The organism is Stenotrophomonas sp. STEN018 (assembly GCF_056760235.1).
This window is the reverse complement of record NZ_JBRREK010000027.1, coordinates 24,287-42,944: the sequence shown is the minus strand read 5'-3', so window position 1 is coordinate 42,944 and position 18,658 is coordinate 24,287. Positions and strand designations below refer to the sequence as shown.

Genomic DNA, 18,658 nt, shown 5'->3' with positions numbered 1-18,658 from the left:
CAGGTAGTGCCGAGCCATGCTCGGCAGGGGCCTTGCCGGTAATGCCCCAGCGCAGCATGGCTGCGCTCTACAAATGGCGCGCCAGCTTCGCGGTTTATGCAGCTCCTACAACAGCGCTTGCTGCACTCAGATGCTCGTACAGGATCGCGCAGCCGATGATGATCAGGATCACGCCGCCGATGATTTCCGCACGCTTGCCAACCAAGGCACCAAGGGCACGGCCAAGCATGATGCCGATGGTCACCATGGTCATCGTGCACAGGCCGATCACCAGTGCCACCACACCGATGTGCACATCAAGGAAGGCCAGGCCCACACCTATGGCCATCGCGTCGATGCTGGTTGCAAAGCCGGTCACCGCCAGAGTCCAGAAACTCTTGTGCTGCTCGCCGGCTTCGTCGTCATCACCGTCGCCTTCGGTTTCATCATCAGGCTTCAGGCCGGCAATGATCATGTGCGCACCCAGCAGGCCGAGCAGACCGAAGGCGATCCAATGATCAAAGGCTTGTACGTACTGCGAAGCAGCGCGGCCCAGCAGCCAGCCGATGATGGGGGTGATGGCCTCGATCACGCCGAAGATTAAACCCGCGCGTAGTGCGTCGAGCAGGCGAGGTTTGCGCATGGCAGCGCCCTTGCCGACCGCCGCAGCGAAGGCGTCGGTGGACATGGCGAAGCCGATCAGAACAATGGAAATGGGAGACATCTGGATTACCGGGTCGGGCGGACACAAACGACATGCGCCGCGCCCAACCGTAGTTGCGCACGCATGCCGCTGGTCTCGCCAACCGGGTCTGGCTGCCCACACCACGGCGCACTGGCCGAGTATGTTGATGTGGGCGCTTCCATTACTGGAAGCAGGCTACTCCCCAAGGGAGCGCGGATTGTAGCAGCAAGCTGGCGAAAGCGGCTGCTTGGCCTGTTTGTGGGAGCGGCGTAAGCCGCGAAGTCGCTAGATCCGGGCTGCCGGAAACAGCGCCATTCATGAATCTGGCTGTTCGGCGAATGCTCGGAGGGCCGCGCGAGCCCGCTATCTGCAGGCTCAGTGGCTTCGCGGCTTACGCCGCTCCTACAAAAGGTCGGACCTGTAGTGCTGCCTGGTTGCTTGTGGGAGCGGCGTCAGCCGCGAAGCCGGTGGATTCCGGTGGCCGGAAACAACGCCATTCAGAAATCTGGCTGTTCGCGACTGTTCGGAATCGCCGCTATCTGCAGGCTCAGTGGCTTCGCGGCTTACGCCGCTCCCATAAACAAAGGCCGGCTTTGCCACTAGCGCTCAGTCTTCTTCCGGCGGCAGCACGATGGCGTCGTCGTCGATGGCCAGTTTGCCGGCCATCAGCACCGCCTGGGTGCGGTTGGTGACGCCGAGCTTGCGCAGGATGGCGGTGACATGGGCCTTGATGGTGGCCTCGGAGACGCCCAGGTCATAGGCGATCTGCTTGTTCAGGCGGCCCACGCCCAGCATCTGCAGGACGCGGAACTGCTGCGGGGTCAGTTCGCGCAGGCGTTGGCCGACTTCGCGTTCTTCATTCGGGGTCGGCGGTACGTTGTGGGCTTCGGCCGGGGCCCAGCGCTCGCCGTCGAGGATGGTGCCCAGGGCATGGCCGATAGTGTCCGAATCGGCGGATTTGGGAATGAAGCCAAATGCGCCATGGTCCAAGGCGCGCCGCATCACCGTTGCTTCCTCGCGCGCGGATACCACCACGATCGGCAATTGCGGATGCAGCGAACGCAGGTGCACCAGCGCGTTGAAGCCCTGCGCGCCGGGCATGTTCAGGTCCATCAATACCAGGTCGGCATCGGGGTGTTGTTCGGCCAGTGCGTACAGCGCTTCCACGCTGTCGGCCTCCATCAGCTGCACGCCGGGGATGACGCGTTGCACCGCGCCCTTCAGGGCTTCGCGGAACAGCGGATGGTCATCGGCAATGAGGAGGGTAGGCATATGCGATCCAATGCTGAAGTAAGGGGCGTGACGCCCTTCCGGTGAAACAGGATAACGGTACAGATGCCGATCCATGCCCTCCACACGGACCGACAACCGGGGCACCGTGGTGCCCCGGGTTTGTAACGCTTAGCGAACCTTGCGCTCTTCCACCAGCGATGCAACCACCGATGGATCGGCCAGCGTGGAGGTGTCACCGAGCTGGTCAGGGGCGTTCTCGGCGATCTTGCGCAGGATACGACGCATGATCTTGCCCGAGCGGGTCTTGGGCAGGCCCGGTGCCCACTGCAGGTGATCCGGTGCGGCGATCGGGCCGATTTCCTTGCGCACCCATGCCACCAGTTCCTTGAGCAGTTCGTCGGTCTGCGCTTCGCCGGCAATCAGGGTGACGTAGGCATAGATGCCCTGGCCCTTGATCTCGTGCGGGAAGCCGACCACGGCCGCTTCGGCCACCTTGGGGTGTGATACCAGCGCGCTTTCCACTTCGGCCGTGCCGATGCGGTGACCGGATACGTTCATCACGTCATCGACGCGACCGGTGATCCAGTAATAGCCATCTTCATCGCGACGGCAGCCGTCACCGGTGAAGTAGCTGCCCGGGTAGGTGCGGAAATAGGTGTCGATGAAGCGCTGGTGGTCACCGTAGACGGTGCGCATCTGGCCCGGCCAGGAGTCACGGATGATCAGGTTGCCTTCGGTGGCGCCTTCCAGCGGCTCACCGTCGGCACTGACCAGCGCCGGCTGCACGCCGAAGAACGGCAGCGTTGCCGAGCCCGGCTTGAGGTCGGTCGCGCCCGGCAGCGGCGAGATAAGAATGCCGCCGGTTTCGGTCTGCCACCAGGTGTCCACGATCGGGCAACGTGCATCGCCGACCACGTCGTAATACCAGCGCCAGGCTTCCGGATTGATCGGCTCGCCAACGCTGCCGAGCAGGCGCAGGCTCTTGCGCGAGGTGCGCTTGACCGGCTCCTCGCCGTCGCGCATCAGCGCACGGATGGCGGTGGGCGCGGTGTAGAAGATGGTGACCTGGTGCTTGTCGATCACTTCCCAGAAACGCGAGGTGTTCGGGTAATTCGGCACGCCCTCGAACATCACCGAGGTGGCGCCGTTGGCCAGCGGGCCGTAGACGATGTAGCTGTGACCGGTGACCCAGCCAACGTCGGCGGTGCACCAGTAGATGTCGTCTTCGCGCAGGTCGAACACCGCTTCATGGGTGTAGGCCGCGTACAGCAGGTAACCGCCGGTGGTGTGCAGCACGCCCTTGGGCTTGCCGGTGGAGCCGGAGGTATAGAGGATGAACAGCGGATCTTCCGCGTTCATGCGCTCGGGTTCGCATTCGGCCGGCTGGGTGTCCACCACATCGTGGAACCAGCGGTCGCGCGGCGCCTGCATGTCGACCGCACCACCGGTGTGGCGCACGACCAGCACGGTTTCCACGGTACTGGTGCCGGGCAGCTTCAGCGCGGCATCGACGTTGGCCTTCAGCGGCACCTTCTTGCCACCACGCAGGCCTTCGTCGGCGGTGATGATCAGCTTGCTGGCACAGTCACCGACGCGGTCGGCGATGGAGTTGGCAGCAAAACCACCAAACACCACCGAGTGGATCGCACCGACGCGGGCGCAGGCCAGCATCGCCACCGCGGCGTCGACGATCATCGGCAGGTAGATGGTGACGCGGTCACCCTTCTTGATGCCGAGGTTGCGCAGCGCATTGCCCAGGCGGCAGACGCGCTCATGCAGTTCGCGGTAGGTGACCTTCTGCGCCGGGCTGTCCGGGCCATCGGGCTCGAACAACAGCGCGGTTTTGTCGCCGCGCGTGGCCAGCTGCCGGTCAAGGCAGTTGACGCTGACATTGAGCTCGCCGTCCTCGAACCACTTGATGCGGAAATCGTCGAGCTGGTAGCTGACGTTCTTGATCCTGGTCGGCTTCTTGTACCAGTCCAGGCGTTCGGCAGCCTTGGCCCAGAACGCATCCGGGTTTTCGATCGATTCGCGGTACAGCTGTTGGTACGTGTTCTTGTCGATCCGTGCCTTCTCGGCGAACGCGGAATCAACGGGATATACATCAGTCATGGCAACCCTCACCTTTGCACTTGTAACCAATGAATGAGCCCTGTCGTGAGACAGGGCCGGGACACCCCAAGTGTGCCGCATCCACCCCACCTCGCGCTGCATCTTCTGTTAGACGATGGTCGAACAGACGCCTGCTTACGACTAATGGCGAATAGCCGGCCGCTGCCATCGCCGCGCACGCTGGCTGCGACCGTGCAACCGGCGCGGACCGTTCGCCAGCCTGGAGAGAGGCAGTCCCAATGAATCGAAACATGTTGAAAACGGCCCGCCGGCCACTTGCAGCTGCCCTGTTCGTCGCGCTGATTGCGCCGGGCATGGCCTTCGCCGAGAGCGCAAAAGAGAAGGCGCTGGAAGCGCGTGTCGCCGATCTTGAGCGGCAGGTGCAGCTGCTGCTGTCCACCCAGCAGCAACAGCAGGGCGCCATCGCCCAGACCCAGAGTGAAGTGGTGCAGGTGCGCAGCGCACAGGCTGAGCGCGTCGCCGCGCCCGCTGTGCCGGCCGGCAAGCAGCCGATTCAGCTGACCACCATCACCCCGGGCGCAGCGCCGGGCACCACCTTCAAGGTGGGTGGCTTCATCAAGGCCGATTTCCTCGCCACCCGTACCGGCGACGGCCAACTGGCCGACGATGCTACCGGCCGCGCCTTGTATCTTCCGGGCCAGACCCCGGTGCAGGGCGCCGGTGGTTCGGGCAAGGCCTCGGACGTGGATTACAACGCGCACGCCAAGTTCTCGCGCTTCAACCTGGGCGTGGACCATGTGGCCGACAACGGCGACAAGGCCGGTGCACTGGTCGAGATGGATTTCTTCGGCAACGCGCTGGGCAACCAGACCGCCACCAACACCTATGGCGTCACCCTGCGTCACGCCTATATGTACTGGAACAAGTGGTTGGCCGGCCAGACCTGGTCCAACTTCATGGATGCCGCCTCGATCCCGGAAGCGGCTGACTTCGTCGGCCCCACCGATGGCGTGATCTTCGTGCGCCAGGCGCAGATCCGTTACACCAATGGCGGTTTGAGTGTTGCCCTGGAAAACCCGGAAACCACCACGCTTACCGGCGCCTACAACCCGGTCACCGGCAAGTGGAATGTGCCGGCGGTAGCCAACTCCGACCGTGGCTCGATGCCCGACCTGACCGTGCGTTACGGCTGGAAGGGTGACTGGGGTAGCTTCGGCGTGGCCGGCCTGGTGCGTCAGCTCAAGCTCGACAACCAGACCACCGGTGCCGATGCCAGCAAGGTCGGCGGCGGTGTCACCCTCGGCGGCAAGTGGCTGATGGGCGATGCCGATACCCTGCATTACCAGCTGACCGGTGGCGAAGGTATTTCCCGCTACATCGGCCTGGGCATCACCGCCGACGGTGGCTATGACGCCATCCGCGACGAGATCGACCCGACCGGCGTGGTTGCCGGCTATGTCGGCTGGCGCCATGCCTTCACCCCGAAGCTGCGCACCAACCTGATCTACGCACGCAGCGATTACGACAACAACGCCTCCATCACTGGTGACCTGGTGACCAAGAGCGTGCAGTCGATCCGCGGCAACATCTTCTACACCCCGATGCCCAAGGTCGATGTCGGTGCCGAGCTGATGTACGGCGTGCGCGAGATCGAGAACGGCAAGAAGGGCGATATCAGCCGCGTGCAGTTCACCACCAAGTACAGCTTCTGACCCATCCGGTAGCGGCGCTGCAATAGCGCCGCTACCGCGTCTGAAAATGCAGTACGCCCCATCTCCCTACCCCCACGGGGAGCACTCATGTGACCGTCAATGCATGTTCCGCATGCCGTGGCGTTCGTATTCCCAACGCCTGGAGAATTCCGATGAATGCTTCCGTCGATCCCCGTGTAGAGCGGATCGCCTCCAACCCGAAATACCAACGGCTGCGCAGCACGCGCAACAAGCTGGGTTGGTTCCTGACCATCCTGATGCTGCTGGGGTATTACGGCTATATCGGCCTGATCGCCTTCGACAAGGCCTTCCTGGCCACGCCGATCGGCCCCGGCAAGATCACCACCGTCGGCATTCCGATCGCCTTGGGATTGATGGTGTTCACCATCGTCATCACCGGCTTCTATGTGCGCCGTGCCAACAAGGAATTCGACAAGTTGACCGAAGAGATCGTGGAGGAAGCGCAATGACCCACTCCTTCCTGCGAACCGGCGCCCTGCTCGGTCTGCTGATCGCCAGCGGCGCGGCCATGGCTGCCGGTGGCGACATCGGTCAGACCGTGCGCCAGCCGACCAACTGGACCGCGATCATCATGTTCGCGACCTTCGTGCTGTTCACGCTTGGCATCACCAAGTGGGCAGCCGGTCGCACCAAGTCCGCGTCCGACTTCTACACCGCCGGTGGCGGCATCACCGGTTTCCAGAACGGCCTGGCCATCGCCGGTGACTACATGTCGGCGGCATCCTTCCTCGGCATCACCGCCGCGGTGATGACCAATGGCTACGACGGCCTGATCTATGCGTTGGGCTTCCTGGTCGGTTGGCCGATCCTGACCTTCCTGATGGCAGAGCGCCTGCGCAACCTCGGCCGCTTCACCTTTGCCGACGTCGCCGGCTACCGCTTCCAGCCCAAGCCGATCCGCATGTTTGCCGCCTCCGGCACGCTGGTGGTAGTGCTGTTCTACCTGATCGCGCAGATGGTTGGTGCCGGTGCCTTGATCAAGCTGCTGTTCGGCCTGGACTACTGGATCGCAGTGGCGCTTGTCGGCGTGTTGATGATGGTCTACGTGCTGTTCGGCGGCATGACTGCAACCACCTGGGTGCAGATCATCAAGGCCTGCCTGTTGCTGTCGGGCGTGACCTTCATGGCCGTGATGGTGATGTGGCACTTCAACTTCAGCTTCGAGGCGTTGTTCAGCGAGGCGGTGCGGGTCAAGACCCAGATCGCAGCCAATGGCGGCAAGAGTGCGGAGGAAGCGGCCAGTACCGGTTTGGCGATAATGGGGCCTGGTGGCTTCGTCAAGGATCCGATCTCGGCCATCTCGTTCGGCATGGCACTGATGTTCGGTACCGCCGGCCTGCCGCACATCCTGATGCGCTTCTTCACCGTTCCCGATGCAAAGCAGGCGCGCAAGTCGGTGCTGTGGGCAACCACCTGGATCGGCTACTTCTACATCCTGATCTTCATCATCGGCTTCGGTGCGATCGCACTGGTGCTGACCAATCCGGAGTATGCGGACCCGGTCACCGGCACCATCCAGGGCGGTCCGAACATGGCAGCCGTGCTGGTCGGCAAGGCCGTTGGCGGCAACCTGTTCATGGGCTTCATCTCGGCCGTGGCCTTCGCCACCATCCTGGCCGTGGTTGCGGGCCTGACGCTGTCCGGTGCATCGGCGGTGTCGCATGACCTGTACGCCACGGTGTTCAAGAAGGGCAACCCGGAGCCGGGCTCGGAGCTGCGTGTGTCGCGCATCACCACCTTGGCCTTGGGCGTGATCGCGGTGCTGCTGGGTATCGTGTTCGAGAAGCAGAACGTGGCCTTCATGGTGTCGCTGGCCTTCGCCATCGCCGCCTCGGCCAACTTCCCGGTACTGATCCTGTCGCTGCTGTGGAAGGACTGCACCACCCGTGGTGCGGTGATTGGTGGTTCGCTGGGCTTGGCCTCGTCGCTGATCCTGACCCTGCTATCGCCGTCGGTGTGGGTGGACACGCTGGGCAATGCGGCCGGCAGTGCGCCGTTCCCGTACACCAGCCCGGCACTGTTCTCGATGACGATTGCCTTCGTCAGCATCTGGTTCTTCTCGATCACCGACAAGAGCAAGAACGCACAGGCCGAGCGTGCCGCCTACCCGGCACAGGAAGTGCGTGCCGAGACCGGCATTGGTGCGAGCAAGGCTTCGTCGCACTAAGCATTGGTAACGTTTGAAACAACGGCCAGCCTTGTGCTGGCCGTTGTCGTTTGAGTGGTTGGTATCGGGGTTTTCCCTGATGCGGGGCGGGAAGGCGGCTTCCTAAGATGCGGGTGAGGGTCCGCATTGTCAGGTCAGCAGTTCCACTTCCAGCCTTCTGCGAGGAACCGTATGCCGTGCCGTATCGCCAGAACCACCTTGTCCACGGGCATCGCCCTGATCATCGCCGGCAGCCTGCCCAGCGCCTTCGCCCAAGCGGTCGATGCCAAACCTGACCAAGCCACCGACAAGGTGGTGGATATCGGCAGCGTCAACGTCACCGCGTCCGGTTCGCGCATCGACCGGCCGGGTTTCAATGCACCGACGCCAACGGTGAAGGTGACGCCGGAGGACCTGCAGCTTTCCACCCACACCAATATCGCTGCCGCGCTCAACGACCTGCCGCAGTTCCGTGGCACGGTGTCGCCGCAGACTCACACCACCGGCGTGGATGCGGCGCGGGCGCCGGTTGACCTGCGCGGCCTCGGCGTCAGCCGCACCCTGGTGCTGCTGGATGGGCGGCGCTTCTCCAGCGACAACGATCTGGCCAGCATCCCCTCGATCCTGATCAGCGGCGTGGATGTGGTTACCGGCGGTGCCTCTGCCGCCTGGGGCTCGGGTGCAGTCGCCGGTGTGGTCAACGTGCAGCTGGACAGCCAGCTGGTCGGCACCAAGATCGACGTGCAGGGCGGCATGTCCTCGCGCTCGGACAACCAGAAGCAGTACATCTCTGCCGCTACCGGTTTCGAGATCGCACAAGGCCGTGGCCATATCGTGATCGGCGGCGAAGCGCTGAACAACGACGGCATCATTCCAAAGTCATCGCGGCCGTGGCTGGGCCGTACCGCGCAGTTGTCCAATGGCGACGGCACGTTCACGATGAAAGACAACGTTGGTTACGGCAATGCCGCCATCGGCGGTTTGATCACCACCGGCGTGTTGGCCGGGCAGGCCTTCAATCCGGATGGCAGCCTGCGCAGGTTCCCTGGCTATACCGGTGCGTCGCTGATCCAGGGTGGCGAAAGCCCGAGCAACGACGACATCAGCTCGCTGATGACGCCACAGCGCCGCTACAACGTGCTCGGTCGGCTGTCGTGGAACCTCACCGACAACACCAGCCTGACCATGGATGTGCGCCACTCGCGCAGCTGGAACCGCTTCCCGTGGTTCGGCGACCACAACCGTGGCACCGGGCTGAAGATCGGCATCGACAACGCGTACCTGCCGACTGCCGTGCGCGATGCACTGGTGGCCGCCGGGGAGACCAGCTTCGGTCTGGGCCGCTTCAACAGCGATTTTGCCTTTCCCGATATCGACTACGACCGCCGCACCACCCAGTTCACGCTGGCGCTGGATGGCGTGGTCGGCGACAACTGGCGCTGGAGCGGTTACTACAGCCATGGCGATAACCAGTCCGATCTGGCTGCGCCGGGTTTCCTGCTGACCAGCAATTACCGCGACGCGGTGGATGCGGTGATCGACCCGGTCAGCGGCAAGCCGGTGTGCCGGGTGACCCTGAGCAATCCCAACTCCGGCTGCGTGCCGATCAACCTGATCGGCCACGGCGCCCCATCGGCGGAAGCGGCGGCCTATGTCACCGGCACGCCCAAGCGCATGACCAATACCAAGCTCGACGCGGCCGGGCTGGACCTGCGTGGCGAACCGTTCTCGCTGCCGGCCGGTGAAGTCTCGGTGGCGGTGGGCCTTGAAGCGCGCAAGGAGCAGATCGATCAGAAAGTGGGCGCGCAGGACCTGACCAAGTCGTTCAGTACCTGGAGTTCCTCACCGATGGCTGGCAGCTTCCAGGTTCGCGAGGCCTTCGCCGAAGTTGCCGCGCCGCTGCTGCGCGACATGCCGGTGCTGCGTGACCTGCAGGTCAACGCTGCGGCGCGCTTCAGCGACTACAACAGCTCCGGCGCGATCTGGTCGTGGAAGTACGGTATGACCAATGAGTTCTTCGATGGCTTCCGTGGTCGCTTCACCCGCTCGCGCGATATCCGTTCGGCCAACCTGTCCGAGATGTACACCACCAGCACCACCGGTTGGTCGACCATCAGCGATCCGCTGACCGGTACCTCGATCAGCGCGCTGGTGATTGGCGGTGGCAATCCGCTGCTGGACCCGGAGAAGGCCGACACGCTGACCGCCGGCTTCACCTGGGCACCGGCCAGCGTGCCGGGGCTGATCATGTCGGTGGATTACTTCGACATCGAGATCAAGGACGTGATCACCCAGGTTTCCGCACAGGAAACCGTGTTGCGCTGTATAGCCGGCAACCAGGCCATGTGTGGGCGCATCCAGCGTGATGGCAATGGTGAGATCGAGCGGATCAACTCCAACTACGTCAACCTGGCCGAGTACCGCACCAACGGTGTCGATATCGACCTGCTCTATAACCTGCCGGCGGAGAAAATAATTCCGGCGATGTCCGGCAATTTCCACACCCGCGTGCTGGCGACCTGGACCGACAACCTCAGCACCTACGACGGCAAGAACACCTTCGAGTACGTGACCTCGCAGGGCCTGACCGGTGGCTCCGGTGTGCCGCGCTGGCGGGCCAACGCAACTTTCGGCTGGCGCGGTGATCGCTATGGTGCACAGGCGAGGGCGCGTTACATCTCCGCTGGCGTCTACAACAACCAGCTCGTGCTGACCAACGGCAACATTCCGTCGTATGTGTATTGGGACCTGGGTGGCAAGGCGCGCTTTCCGCTGTCGGGTGACAACGAAGTCGAGGTCTACGCCGACATCAGCAATCTGTTCGACAAGAAGTCACCATTGGGCGCGGTCGGCTCGCCCTATTACGACGTGGTGGGCCGTTACTTCACGCTTGGCGCGCGCATGCGCTTCTAGGGATGATGGCCGTTGCCCAGCGACGGGCGGCGGCATTGCATTTGCAGGTTATTTGTAGAGGATTCGAGTATGTACCAGCATCAACTTCGTCGTTCCACAATGCGTCCGCGCCTGCGCGCGTTGTTCGTGGCTCCACTGCTGGCCTGCATGTTGCTCCCAGCGATGGCTGCCACCAAGCCTGCATCCAGCCAGGGCTTGCAGGTCGAAGCGCAGCGACTCGCGGCGCTGCTTCCCGGTCAGCTCGGCGCGGCCATCGTCCATCTGGAAAGCGGCCGCAGCGTCTATCTCGATGCCGATCGCGCCTTCCCGATGGCCAGCACGATGAAAGTGCCGGTGGCCGTGCACATCCTCAAATTGGTGGACGAAGGTAAGCTGAGCCTGCAGCAACAGGTAACGTTGGGCGCAGACGATGTCTACCCGGAAATGGGCGGACCGATGGACCTGCACCTGAGCGCCGGTTCGGCCATCACCGTGCGCGACCTGCTGCATATGATGATCACGGTCAGCGACAACAACGCCACCGACATCCTGATCCGTCTTGGCGGCGGTACCACGGCAGTGAACGCACGCATGCAGGCGTTGGGCATCAGTGGTATGCGGGTGGATCGCTACATCTGGGAGCTGCTGGCCAATTACCGCGGCAACGCCGCTTCGCAGACTAACCCGATGGGTCCTGCCGCCTATGCCGAGCTGTCGCGCAAAGAGCGCAGCGAAGAGCTGCGACGCGGCCACACCAATGCCTGGAATGAAGATCCGCGCGATACCAGCAGCGCTCGCGCGATGGCGACCCTTTTGCAGAAAGTCTGGCGTGGCGAAGTGCTGCAACCGGCCTCGACCAAGCTGCTGCAGGACATCATGCTCGACACCCGCACCGGTACCGCACGCCTGCGCGGCATGCTGCCAAAGGAAACCCCGGTCGCGCACAAGACCGGCACCGTGGGTGATGTGATCAACGATGTTGGCGTGATCACTTTGCCGGATGGGCGCGGCCATGCCATCGTCACTGTGTTCGTGCAGTCGCGCGCCAGCAACGAGGAACGCGATGCGGCGATCGCACAGCTGGCCCGCGCTGCGCACGATTACTTCCTGTTCGTGCCTTGAGCGATTTCGCCTGCTCAGCCGGTGACGCTGAGCAGGCGCACCAACTGCGCGCGGTGGCCAACGTCGAGCTTGCGGTAGATCGCGCTTATCTGGCTCTCGATGGTCTTGCGCGAGCGCCGCAGGTGATTGGCGATCTCTTCGTTGCGCATGCCATTCAGCACCAGCTCGGCAACGCGGGTCTCGGTGGGTGAGAGTCTGGACCATGTTGGCCGGGCAGCCATGGGCATTACAGCGGCCGCTGACTGCAGCGGCGTCAGACGCAACAGGTACATGGGATACAGGCCGTCTGCCTGCAGTCTGCCGTGCAGGCTGACGACCAGCTCGGTGCCGGGCAGGCGCAGGTCATCCATCGGCATGCCAGCACTACTTTGCTCACTTGCCTGTTGCAGCCAGCTACGCAGTGCTACGGCGACGCTGTCGGGGAAGCACGCGTGACGAGCGCCGCCGCCAAGCACCTCCACACATAGCAGCTGGGCTGCTGGCGACAGGCTGATCAGGTGCAGTTCGTGGTCGAGGATGATGTCGGCCTGGCTCTGGCGATCAAGCAGGGCCTGATAGGCGCTGCGCCTTTCATGCCGCAGTGAATGCACTCGCTGCAGGCCTGCTCCCATCAGCTGGTGCAGTTCGCCAAGGAATTGCTGGTGGGTACCGGTGATCTGTTCCTGGCCTGCGTGCATGCGGATGCTCAATACCGCGTCCAAGCCTTGCTCGCGCCAGAACGCCATGTGGATGAACTCGTTCCAGCCGGGCGCGGGATTCTGCGCGCGTAGCCGCAACCGGGCCTGCGCGTCGGTCGAAGCGATCTGCGACAGCGTGTACCAATCAATGCGTGGATTGCGCTGCAGGTAGGGTGCGGCAACATCGAGACTGCGCAGCGGCCGCGCATCACCGGTGGCGCTGGAGCCGAGGAAATGCAGGCTGCGCTGTGGTTGATAGCTGCCGTTGATGTCGTACATCAAGGTGCAGGAGTGGCAGGGCAGGTATTGATTGACCAGATCCACGCAGGCGCGCCACAGCGAATGCAGATCCAGTGCCTGCAGCAGGTCGGTCTTGGCCTGCACCGGGCAGGCATCGGGGTTGGCTGCGATATCGTGTTCGCGTCCCAGCATGGTGTTGCGTATCTCCGGGTCATAAAGCGCAGCAGTCGCGGCTGCGGTGATCCCCCCAATTTTCTGCCGCACCAGTTCAGGCAGGACATGAACCCTTCTAGCACCCGCTCGCGCGCGCGGGCAAGTGCTGCCCAGGCGGGGCGCAGGCCAGAGTGGCAATCGATGTTGGTCCCGAACGGAGGTGAGCGCCTCGCACCAGCCTGGCGGTAGCAGCAATACTCCGTCGGTATCGCCGCAGCCAGACCAGGTCGATGCGCATGTTGCGTTACGACATCAGGCGGTGCTCGCCAGGCCGGCTTCGGTGGGCTCGGTCATGCCGAAGCTGTCATCCAGTGCCCGGTATTCGCTGGGGGTCATGCCGACGGTGGCCTTGAACTGGCGGGCAAAAGCGCTCTGGTCGTTGAACCCACAGCGCTGGCCGATGCGGGCAATGCTGCCATCGCCACGCAGCAGGCGCATCGCCATCTCGATGCGCAGCTTGATGATGTATTGCTGCGGGGTCAGCTGGAACACGTGGCGGAAGTGCCGCTCCAGCTGGGCCAGCGACATGCCGGCCAGCTCGGCCAGTTGTGGCGTGCGCAGGTTGGCCTCGAAGTTCAACTGCATGTAAACCACCAGCTTATCGAGCTGGGCGAAGGCCGAATGGCGGCTATTGGGTTTGCCCAGATCGCGCGAAACGCCCATCAGACCGCTGATCGCACCATTGCTGTACATGGGCCGTTTGAGGGTAAGACACCAGCCAGGCCTGCGGTTCGGATACAGGTGAACTTCCAACCTGTCGGCGATCGGGTCGCCGTTGAGGACCTGCTGGTCCTGCAGCAGATAGCGATTGCCCAAGGGTGAGGGAAATACCTCGAGCGGTGAGCGCCCGATCACTTCGCCACGCTTCTTTTTGCCAAGCCGCTGCACCAGGGTGAGGTTGCAATGGGTATAGCGTCCCTGCCGGTCCTTGACGAAGAACACGGTATCGGGGAGCGCGTCGAACAGGTGCTGTACGTCGCTTGAGGAATGCTGGGCGTCCAAGGGCATCGTCATCGCGGTGGCGGCCTTCAAGGTGGCATGCGGCCGATCCTAGCGCATGCCGGCAGCCGCTGTCGCAGCGTTTCCGGGGTTGTGCCGAATTCCGCATGAGTGCGCTCAATCGCCTGCTATTCGGGCTTTTGCGGCGATGGGAGCATGTTCACATGCACCGCATCGACATCATTGATTCGCATACCGCAGGCGAACCCACCCGGGTTGTGCTGGGCGGATTTCCCGACCTTGGCAGTGGCAGCCTGCGCCAGCGGCGTGAGCTGCTGGCGCGCGATTTCGACCATTGGCGGGCAGCACTGGCCTGCGAGCCACGTGGCTCGGACACCATGGTCGGGGCGCTGCTGCTGCCGCCCGAAGACGCATCGGCCTGCACCGGGGTGATCTTCTTCAACAACGTGGGTTACCTGGGCATGTGCGGCCACGGCACCATCGGCGTGGTCCGCACCCTGGCCGAGCTCGGCCGCATTGGCCCGGGCACGCATCGGATTGAAACCCCGGTCGGTACGGTTGGCGTGGAGCTGTTCAGCGATGGCCGGGTGGCGGTGGACAACGTCGAGAGTCGGCGCTACCTGCATGACGTAGCGGTGGATGTGCCCGGCCATGGCAGCGTACGCGGCGACGTGGCCTGGGGTGGCAACTGGTTCTTCATCACCGCGCAGAGCCCGTGCGAACTGAGCCTGGGCAACCAGCGCGAGTTGACCGCCTATACCGAGGCCATCCGGCTTGCCCTGGAACAGGCCGGCATCAGCGGCAGCGACGGTGCCATCGACCACATCGAGGTCAACGCGGCAGCGCCTGATGGCAGCGGCCAGATGCGTAATTTCGTGCTGTGCCCGGGATTGGCCTATGACCGTTCGCCGTGCGGCACCGGCACTAGTGCCAAGCTCGCCTGTCTGGCGGTGGACGGCAAGCTGGGCGAGGGTGAAACCTGGATGCAGCAAGGCATCCTCGGCAGCGTGTTCGAGGGCTCCTACCGGCGTGGTGTCGACGGCATCCTGCCGCGCATCAGTGGGCAGGCGTGGATCACCGCCCGCGCCACGATGTTGATTGACCCGGCCGATCCCTTCGCCTGGGGCATTGGCAGCACGCAGGCATGAGCAGCCGTAGTCACCATGACCTGATCATCATCGGCGCCGGCATCGTCGGTGCCGCCTGCGCGGAGGCGGCAGTGGCCGCCGGGCTGAAGGTGGCGGTGGTGGAGTCCGGGGTGATCGGTGGCGGTGCCAGTGCGGCGGCGATGGGGCACCTGGTGGCGATGGATGGTGACCCGCACGAGTTGGCGCTGTGCACCTACTCGCTGGCGCAGTGGCAACGCTGGGCAGCGTGGCCGCAGGCTGAATACCAGCGCTACGGCACCTTGTGGGTGGCACGCACCGAACATGAGTTGGAAGGTGTCGCTGCACGTGTCGAAGCATTGGCGGCGGCCGGGGTCAGCGCACAGGCGACGGACGCGCGTGCGCTGTACGAACTTGAGCCGAAGCTGGCTGCGGGCATGTGTGGCGGCATGCGGGTTAGTGACGATGCGGTGGTCTATCCGCCACGCATCGCCTGGCGTCTTATCGCCGATGCCTGCCGCGATGGCGCGGAACTTATCAGTGGCGTGCGCGCTACCGGCCTCACCGATTGCGGTGTGTTATTGGCCGATGGCCGCGTCCTGCACGGCAAAGTATTGGTCGCCACTGGCACCGCACTGCCCGAGCTGCTGCCGGAGCTGCCGATGCGCGCGCGCAAGGGTCAACTGGTCATCACCGATCGCTACCGGCCAATGCTGCGTCATCAGCTGATCGAGATGGGCTACGCCGCTGCCGCACATGGCGGCGATGCGGCCAGTGTCTCGTTCAACGTGCAGCCGCGCCCCAACGGGCAATTGTTGATCGGCTCCTCGCGCGAATACGACGCGACCAGCAACGAGGTATCGCCGCTGCTGCTGCAACGCATGCTGCAGCGAGCATTTGAATTCGTCCCAGCACTACAGGGGCTGCGCGCACTGCGCAGCTGGTGTGGATTCCGTCCGGCAACGCCGGATGGGCTTCCCTATCTTGGCGCGGTACCCGGGCGTGATGGCGTATGGGTAGCGGCAGGCCATGAAGGGCTGGGGATTACCGCCGCACCGGGCAGTGCGCGGCTGGTGATTGATGCGTTGCTTGGGCGCTCGCCGGCACTGGCGTTGACGCCGTATCTGCCGGATCGGGTGTTGCAGGTGACGCGATGAGCGGCGTGGTGCTGAGCGTGGACGGCATGCGCGTGGAAGTGCCTGATGGTTCAAGCGTTGCAGCTGCCATTGCCCAGGTCCGCAGCCGCTTCCGCCTCTCGCCCAGCGGCCAGGCGCGTGCGCCGCTGTGTGGCATGGGCGTGTGCTTCGAGTGCAGGGTGAGCATCGGCGCGGAAGAGCAGGTGCGTGCGTGCATGGTGTTGGCACGTCCAGGCATGCGCGTGGAGACGCAGAGATGAAGCGTCTGGATTTCGATCTGCTGGTAGTCGGCGCCGGCCCGGCAGGTCTGGCCGCCGCACATGCTGGTGCACGGCGTGGTGCCAAGGTTGGCTTGGTGGATGCACAACCGCGTGCCGGTGGTCAGGTCTGGCGGCACGATCTGCGCTTTGGTGTGCCGGCAAGGGCGCGTGTGCAGATCGAGGGTCTGCAGGCTGCGGGTGTCGAGTGGCTGCCCGGGCACGAGGTCGCGATGGCCGAGGGGCATTGCCTGATCGCATCGCATGCCGACGCTGCGGTAGCCCTGCACTGGCGCAAGCTGGTGCTTGCCACCGGTGCACGTGAACTGCTGTTGCCGTTCCCGGGTTGGACCTTGCCCGGCGTCAGTGGTGCTGGCGGCCTGCAGGCACTGGCGAAGCAGGGCTGGCCGGTAGCCGGCAAGCGGGTGGTGGTGGCCGGTAGTGGACCGCTGTTGCTCGCCGCCGCCGCGACGTTGAAGCGGCACGGCGCCCACCTGCTCGGCATCCATGAACAGGTCGCCGCGGCACAACTGCATGGCTTCGCCCGCCAGCTGTGGCGTTGGCCACGCAAGCTGGGCCAGGCCGCGGTATTGCGCGCAGGCTTGGCGGGCGTGCCGTGGCACAAGCACAGCATCGTACGCGCCGCACATGGCGCGGGTGCGTTGGTCGCCGCCGATATCGAATTTGCCGACGGTCGCTGCGAACGGATCGACTGTGATCTGTTGGCGGTGGGCTGGGGTCTGGTGCCCAATATTGAACTGGCGCGGATGCTCGGCTGCGAGTTGGATGTGTCGTACACGCATCCGCTGCTGCGGGTAGACCAACGCCTGCGCAGCAGCCATGCCGACATCCACGCCGCTGGCGAGGTGATCGGCATTGGTGGTCGTGATTGCGCACACCTGGAAGGCGCGATGGCCGCCTGCTTCGCACTGGGCGATGAGCGCGCTGGTGAGGCATTGCGGGTCCGTCGCGAGCACGAACGCGCCTACGCAGCCGTGCTGCAGCGTCATTTCAGCACTGATGGCAGGGTCCACGGGCTGGCCAAGGACGACACCTTGGTCTGCCGCTGCGAAGACGTACCGCTGTCGGCAATACGCGAACACCGCGATCCACGCCAGCTGCGGCTGGTTACCCGCTGCGGCATGGGCGCTTGCCAGGGTCGCATCTGTGGCGCCGCGCTGCGCGAGCTGCAATTGGCTACACCCAACACTTCCCCCACGGCCGTGCGGCCGCCGTTGACCCCGGTCACGTTGGCGGCATTGGCGGATGTTTCCTTCGACGAAAACGGAACAGGTACTCCTTGATGAGCAATGCAGAATTCTGGCGCGGCGTGCTGCCGGCCATCACCACCCCATTCACTGCCGCTGGCGCTGTCGACCACGTCTTCCTGGCTGAGCATGCGCGGCATCTGGTCGACGCAGGCTGCAGCGGTCTGGTACCGCTGGGCTCGCTGGGCGAGAGCGCGACCCTGAGCTTCGACGAAAAGGTGGCCATCGTGCGCACCCTGGTCGAGGCGGTGGGTGCACGGGTGCCGATTGTCGCGGGAATCGCCGCGCTGTCCACGCAGGAGGCCATCGCGCTTGTTGCGGCGGTCCAGCAGGTGGGTGCACGTGGCTTGATGGTGCTGCCGCCCTATGTCTATTCCAGCGACCGCCGCGAGATGGGCGACTACATCCGCGCTGTCATCGCCTCCACCGACCTGCCGGTACTGCTGTACAACAACCCCGTTGCCTACAAGACCGACTTCAGTCCGGAGCAGATCGCCGAGTTCGCCGCCGAGTTCCCGCAGGTGCAGGCAATCAAGGAATCCTCGGGCGATGTACGTCGGCTGGCCGCGATCAAGGCCTTGCTTGGCGACCGTCTGGTGCTGCTGGTGGGTGTGGATGACCTGATCGTGGAAGGTATCGCGATGGGGGCCGAGGGCTGGATCGCCGGCACTGTCAACGCTTTCCCGGCCGAGGCGGTGCAGCTGTTCGAGCAGGCCCGCAATGGCGGCTATGCGGCTGCGCGCGAGCTGTACGAGTGGTCGTTGCCGCTGCTGCGCATGGACACTGTTCCCAAGTTCGTGCAGTTGATCAAGCTGATGCAGGAGCGCGTTGGGCTGGGCAGTGAGCGCGTGCGCGCGCCGCGGCTGGTGGTGGAAGGTGCCGAACGCGCGCAGGCGCTGGCGCTGATCGACCACGCCATCGCTACCCGCAAGCGCTGA

At 64.2% G+C, this 18,658-nt stretch carries 15 protein-coding genes and 1 riboswitch; of the genes, 10 read left to right on the top strand and 5 right to left on the bottom strand.

The features are described from left to right. Positions 1-94: 94 nt before the first annotated feature. From ACVOMB_RS11915 to acs, 3 genes are all read right to left on the bottom strand, one after another. Entirely contained in the window at positions 95-703 is a 609-nt protein-coding gene (locus ACVOMB_RS11915) for a manganese efflux pump MntP (RefSeq protein WP_481531375.1), read from the bottom strand. 7 nt (positions 704-710) lie between these two features. Next, positions 711-875: riboswitch (yybP-ykoY riboswitch) on the bottom strand. Between the two features lie 395 nt (positions 876-1,270). Beyond that, positions 1,271-1,936 carry a response regulator transcription factor gene (locus ACVOMB_RS11910; protein WP_057629262.1) on the bottom strand — a complete coding sequence of 222 codons (666 nt, stop codon included), beginning with the start codon at positions 1,934-1,936 and terminating at the stop codon, positions 1,271-1,273. A 129-nt stretch (positions 1,937-2,065) separates the two neighbouring features. Then, positions 2,066-4,009: an acetate--CoA ligase gene (gene acs, locus ACVOMB_RS11905; RefSeq protein ID WP_481531374.1), complete on the bottom strand. Its 1,944-nt coding sequence runs from the start codon at positions 4,007-4,009 to the stop codon at positions 2,066-2,068. Positions 4,010-4,248: 239 nt separating this feature from the next. Between acs and ACVOMB_RS11900 the strand changes: the two genes are divergently transcribed. The 5 genes from ACVOMB_RS11900 (at position 4,249) to bla (ending at position 11,863) form a co-directional block, all read left to right on the top strand. Beyond that, positions 4,249-5,682, top strand: coding sequence for a DcaP family trimeric outer membrane transporter (locus ACVOMB_RS11900; RefSeq protein WP_481531373.1), 1,434 nt, complete (start codon positions 4,249-4,251; stop codon positions 5,680-5,682). A 152-nt stretch (positions 5,683-5,834) separates the two neighbouring features. Further along, positions 5,835-6,152 (top strand): DUF485 domain-containing protein, encoded by a 318-nt coding sequence (locus tag ACVOMB_RS11895; protein ID WP_481531372.1) that lies wholly within the window; start codon positions 5,835-5,837, stop codon positions 6,150-6,152. Beyond that, on the top strand, positions 6,149-7,870 hold the full coding sequence (locus ACVOMB_RS11890) for a cation acetate symporter (protein ID WP_481531371.1): 1,722 nt from the start codon (positions 6,149-6,151) through the stop codon (positions 7,868-7,870). The genes ACVOMB_RS11895 and ACVOMB_RS11890 overlap by 4 nt, the downstream gene beginning before the upstream one ends. A gap of 171 nt (positions 7,871-8,041) precedes the next feature. After that, positions 8,042-10,762, top strand: coding sequence for a TonB-dependent receptor domain-containing protein (locus tag ACVOMB_RS11885; RefSeq protein WP_481531370.1), 2,721 nt, complete (start codon positions 8,042-8,044; stop codon positions 10,760-10,762). A 69-nt stretch (positions 10,763-10,831) separates the two neighbouring features. Further along, positions 10,832-11,863 carry a class A beta-lactamase gene (gene bla, locus ACVOMB_RS11880; RefSeq protein ID WP_481531369.1) on the top strand — a complete coding sequence of 344 codons (1,032 nt, stop codon included), beginning with the start codon at positions 10,832-10,834 and terminating at the stop codon, positions 11,861-11,863. 14 nt (positions 11,864-11,877) lie between these two features. On the opposite strand, the gene ACVOMB_RS11875 is transcribed toward bla, so the two are convergent. Both ACVOMB_RS11875 and ACVOMB_RS11870 read right to left on the bottom strand, forming a co-directional pair. Then, entirely contained in the window at positions 11,878-12,972 is a 1,095-nt protein-coding gene (locus ACVOMB_RS11875; protein WP_481531368.1) for a helix-turn-helix transcriptional regulator, read from the bottom strand. Positions 12,973-13,245: 273 nt separating this feature from the next. Next, complete coding sequence (locus ACVOMB_RS11870; protein WP_481531385.1) at positions 13,246-14,007, bottom strand: PAS domain-containing protein; 762 nt, start codon at positions 14,005-14,007, stop codon at positions 13,246-13,248. A gap of 149 nt (positions 14,008-14,156) precedes the next feature. Between ACVOMB_RS11870 and ACVOMB_RS11865 the strand changes: the two genes are divergently transcribed. Genes ACVOMB_RS11865 through ACVOMB_RS11845 form a run of 5 tightly spaced genes read left to right on the top strand, consistent with a single transcriptional unit; the run spans position 14,157 to position 18,658 of the window. Beyond that, on the top strand, positions 14,157-15,101 hold the full coding sequence (locus ACVOMB_RS11865) for a proline racemase family protein (RefSeq protein WP_481531367.1): 945 nt from the start codon (positions 14,157-14,159) through the stop codon (positions 15,099-15,101). Further along, on the top strand, positions 15,098-16,216 hold the full coding sequence (locus tag ACVOMB_RS11860) for an NAD(P)/FAD-dependent oxidoreductase (RefSeq protein WP_481531366.1): 1,119 nt from the start codon (positions 15,098-15,100) through the stop codon (positions 16,214-16,216). The genes ACVOMB_RS11865 and ACVOMB_RS11860 overlap by 4 nt, the downstream gene beginning before the upstream one ends. Next, positions 16,213-16,455: a (2Fe-2S)-binding protein gene (locus ACVOMB_RS11855; protein ID WP_481531365.1), complete on the top strand. Its 243-nt coding sequence runs from the start codon at positions 16,213-16,215 to the stop codon at positions 16,453-16,455. The genes ACVOMB_RS11860 and ACVOMB_RS11855 overlap by 4 nt, the downstream gene beginning before the upstream one ends. Further along, on the top strand, positions 16,452-17,756 hold the full coding sequence (locus tag ACVOMB_RS11850; RefSeq protein ID WP_481531364.1) for an FAD-dependent oxidoreductase: 1,305 nt from the start codon (positions 16,452-16,454) through the stop codon (positions 17,754-17,756). Before ACVOMB_RS11855 ends, ACVOMB_RS11850 begins: the two co-directional genes overlap by 4 nt. Beyond that, complete coding sequence (locus ACVOMB_RS11845; RefSeq protein ID WP_481531363.1) at positions 17,756-18,658, top strand: dihydrodipicolinate synthase family protein; 903 nt, start codon at positions 17,756-17,758, stop codon at positions 18,656-18,658. The genes ACVOMB_RS11850 and ACVOMB_RS11845 overlap by 1 nt, the downstream gene beginning before the upstream one ends.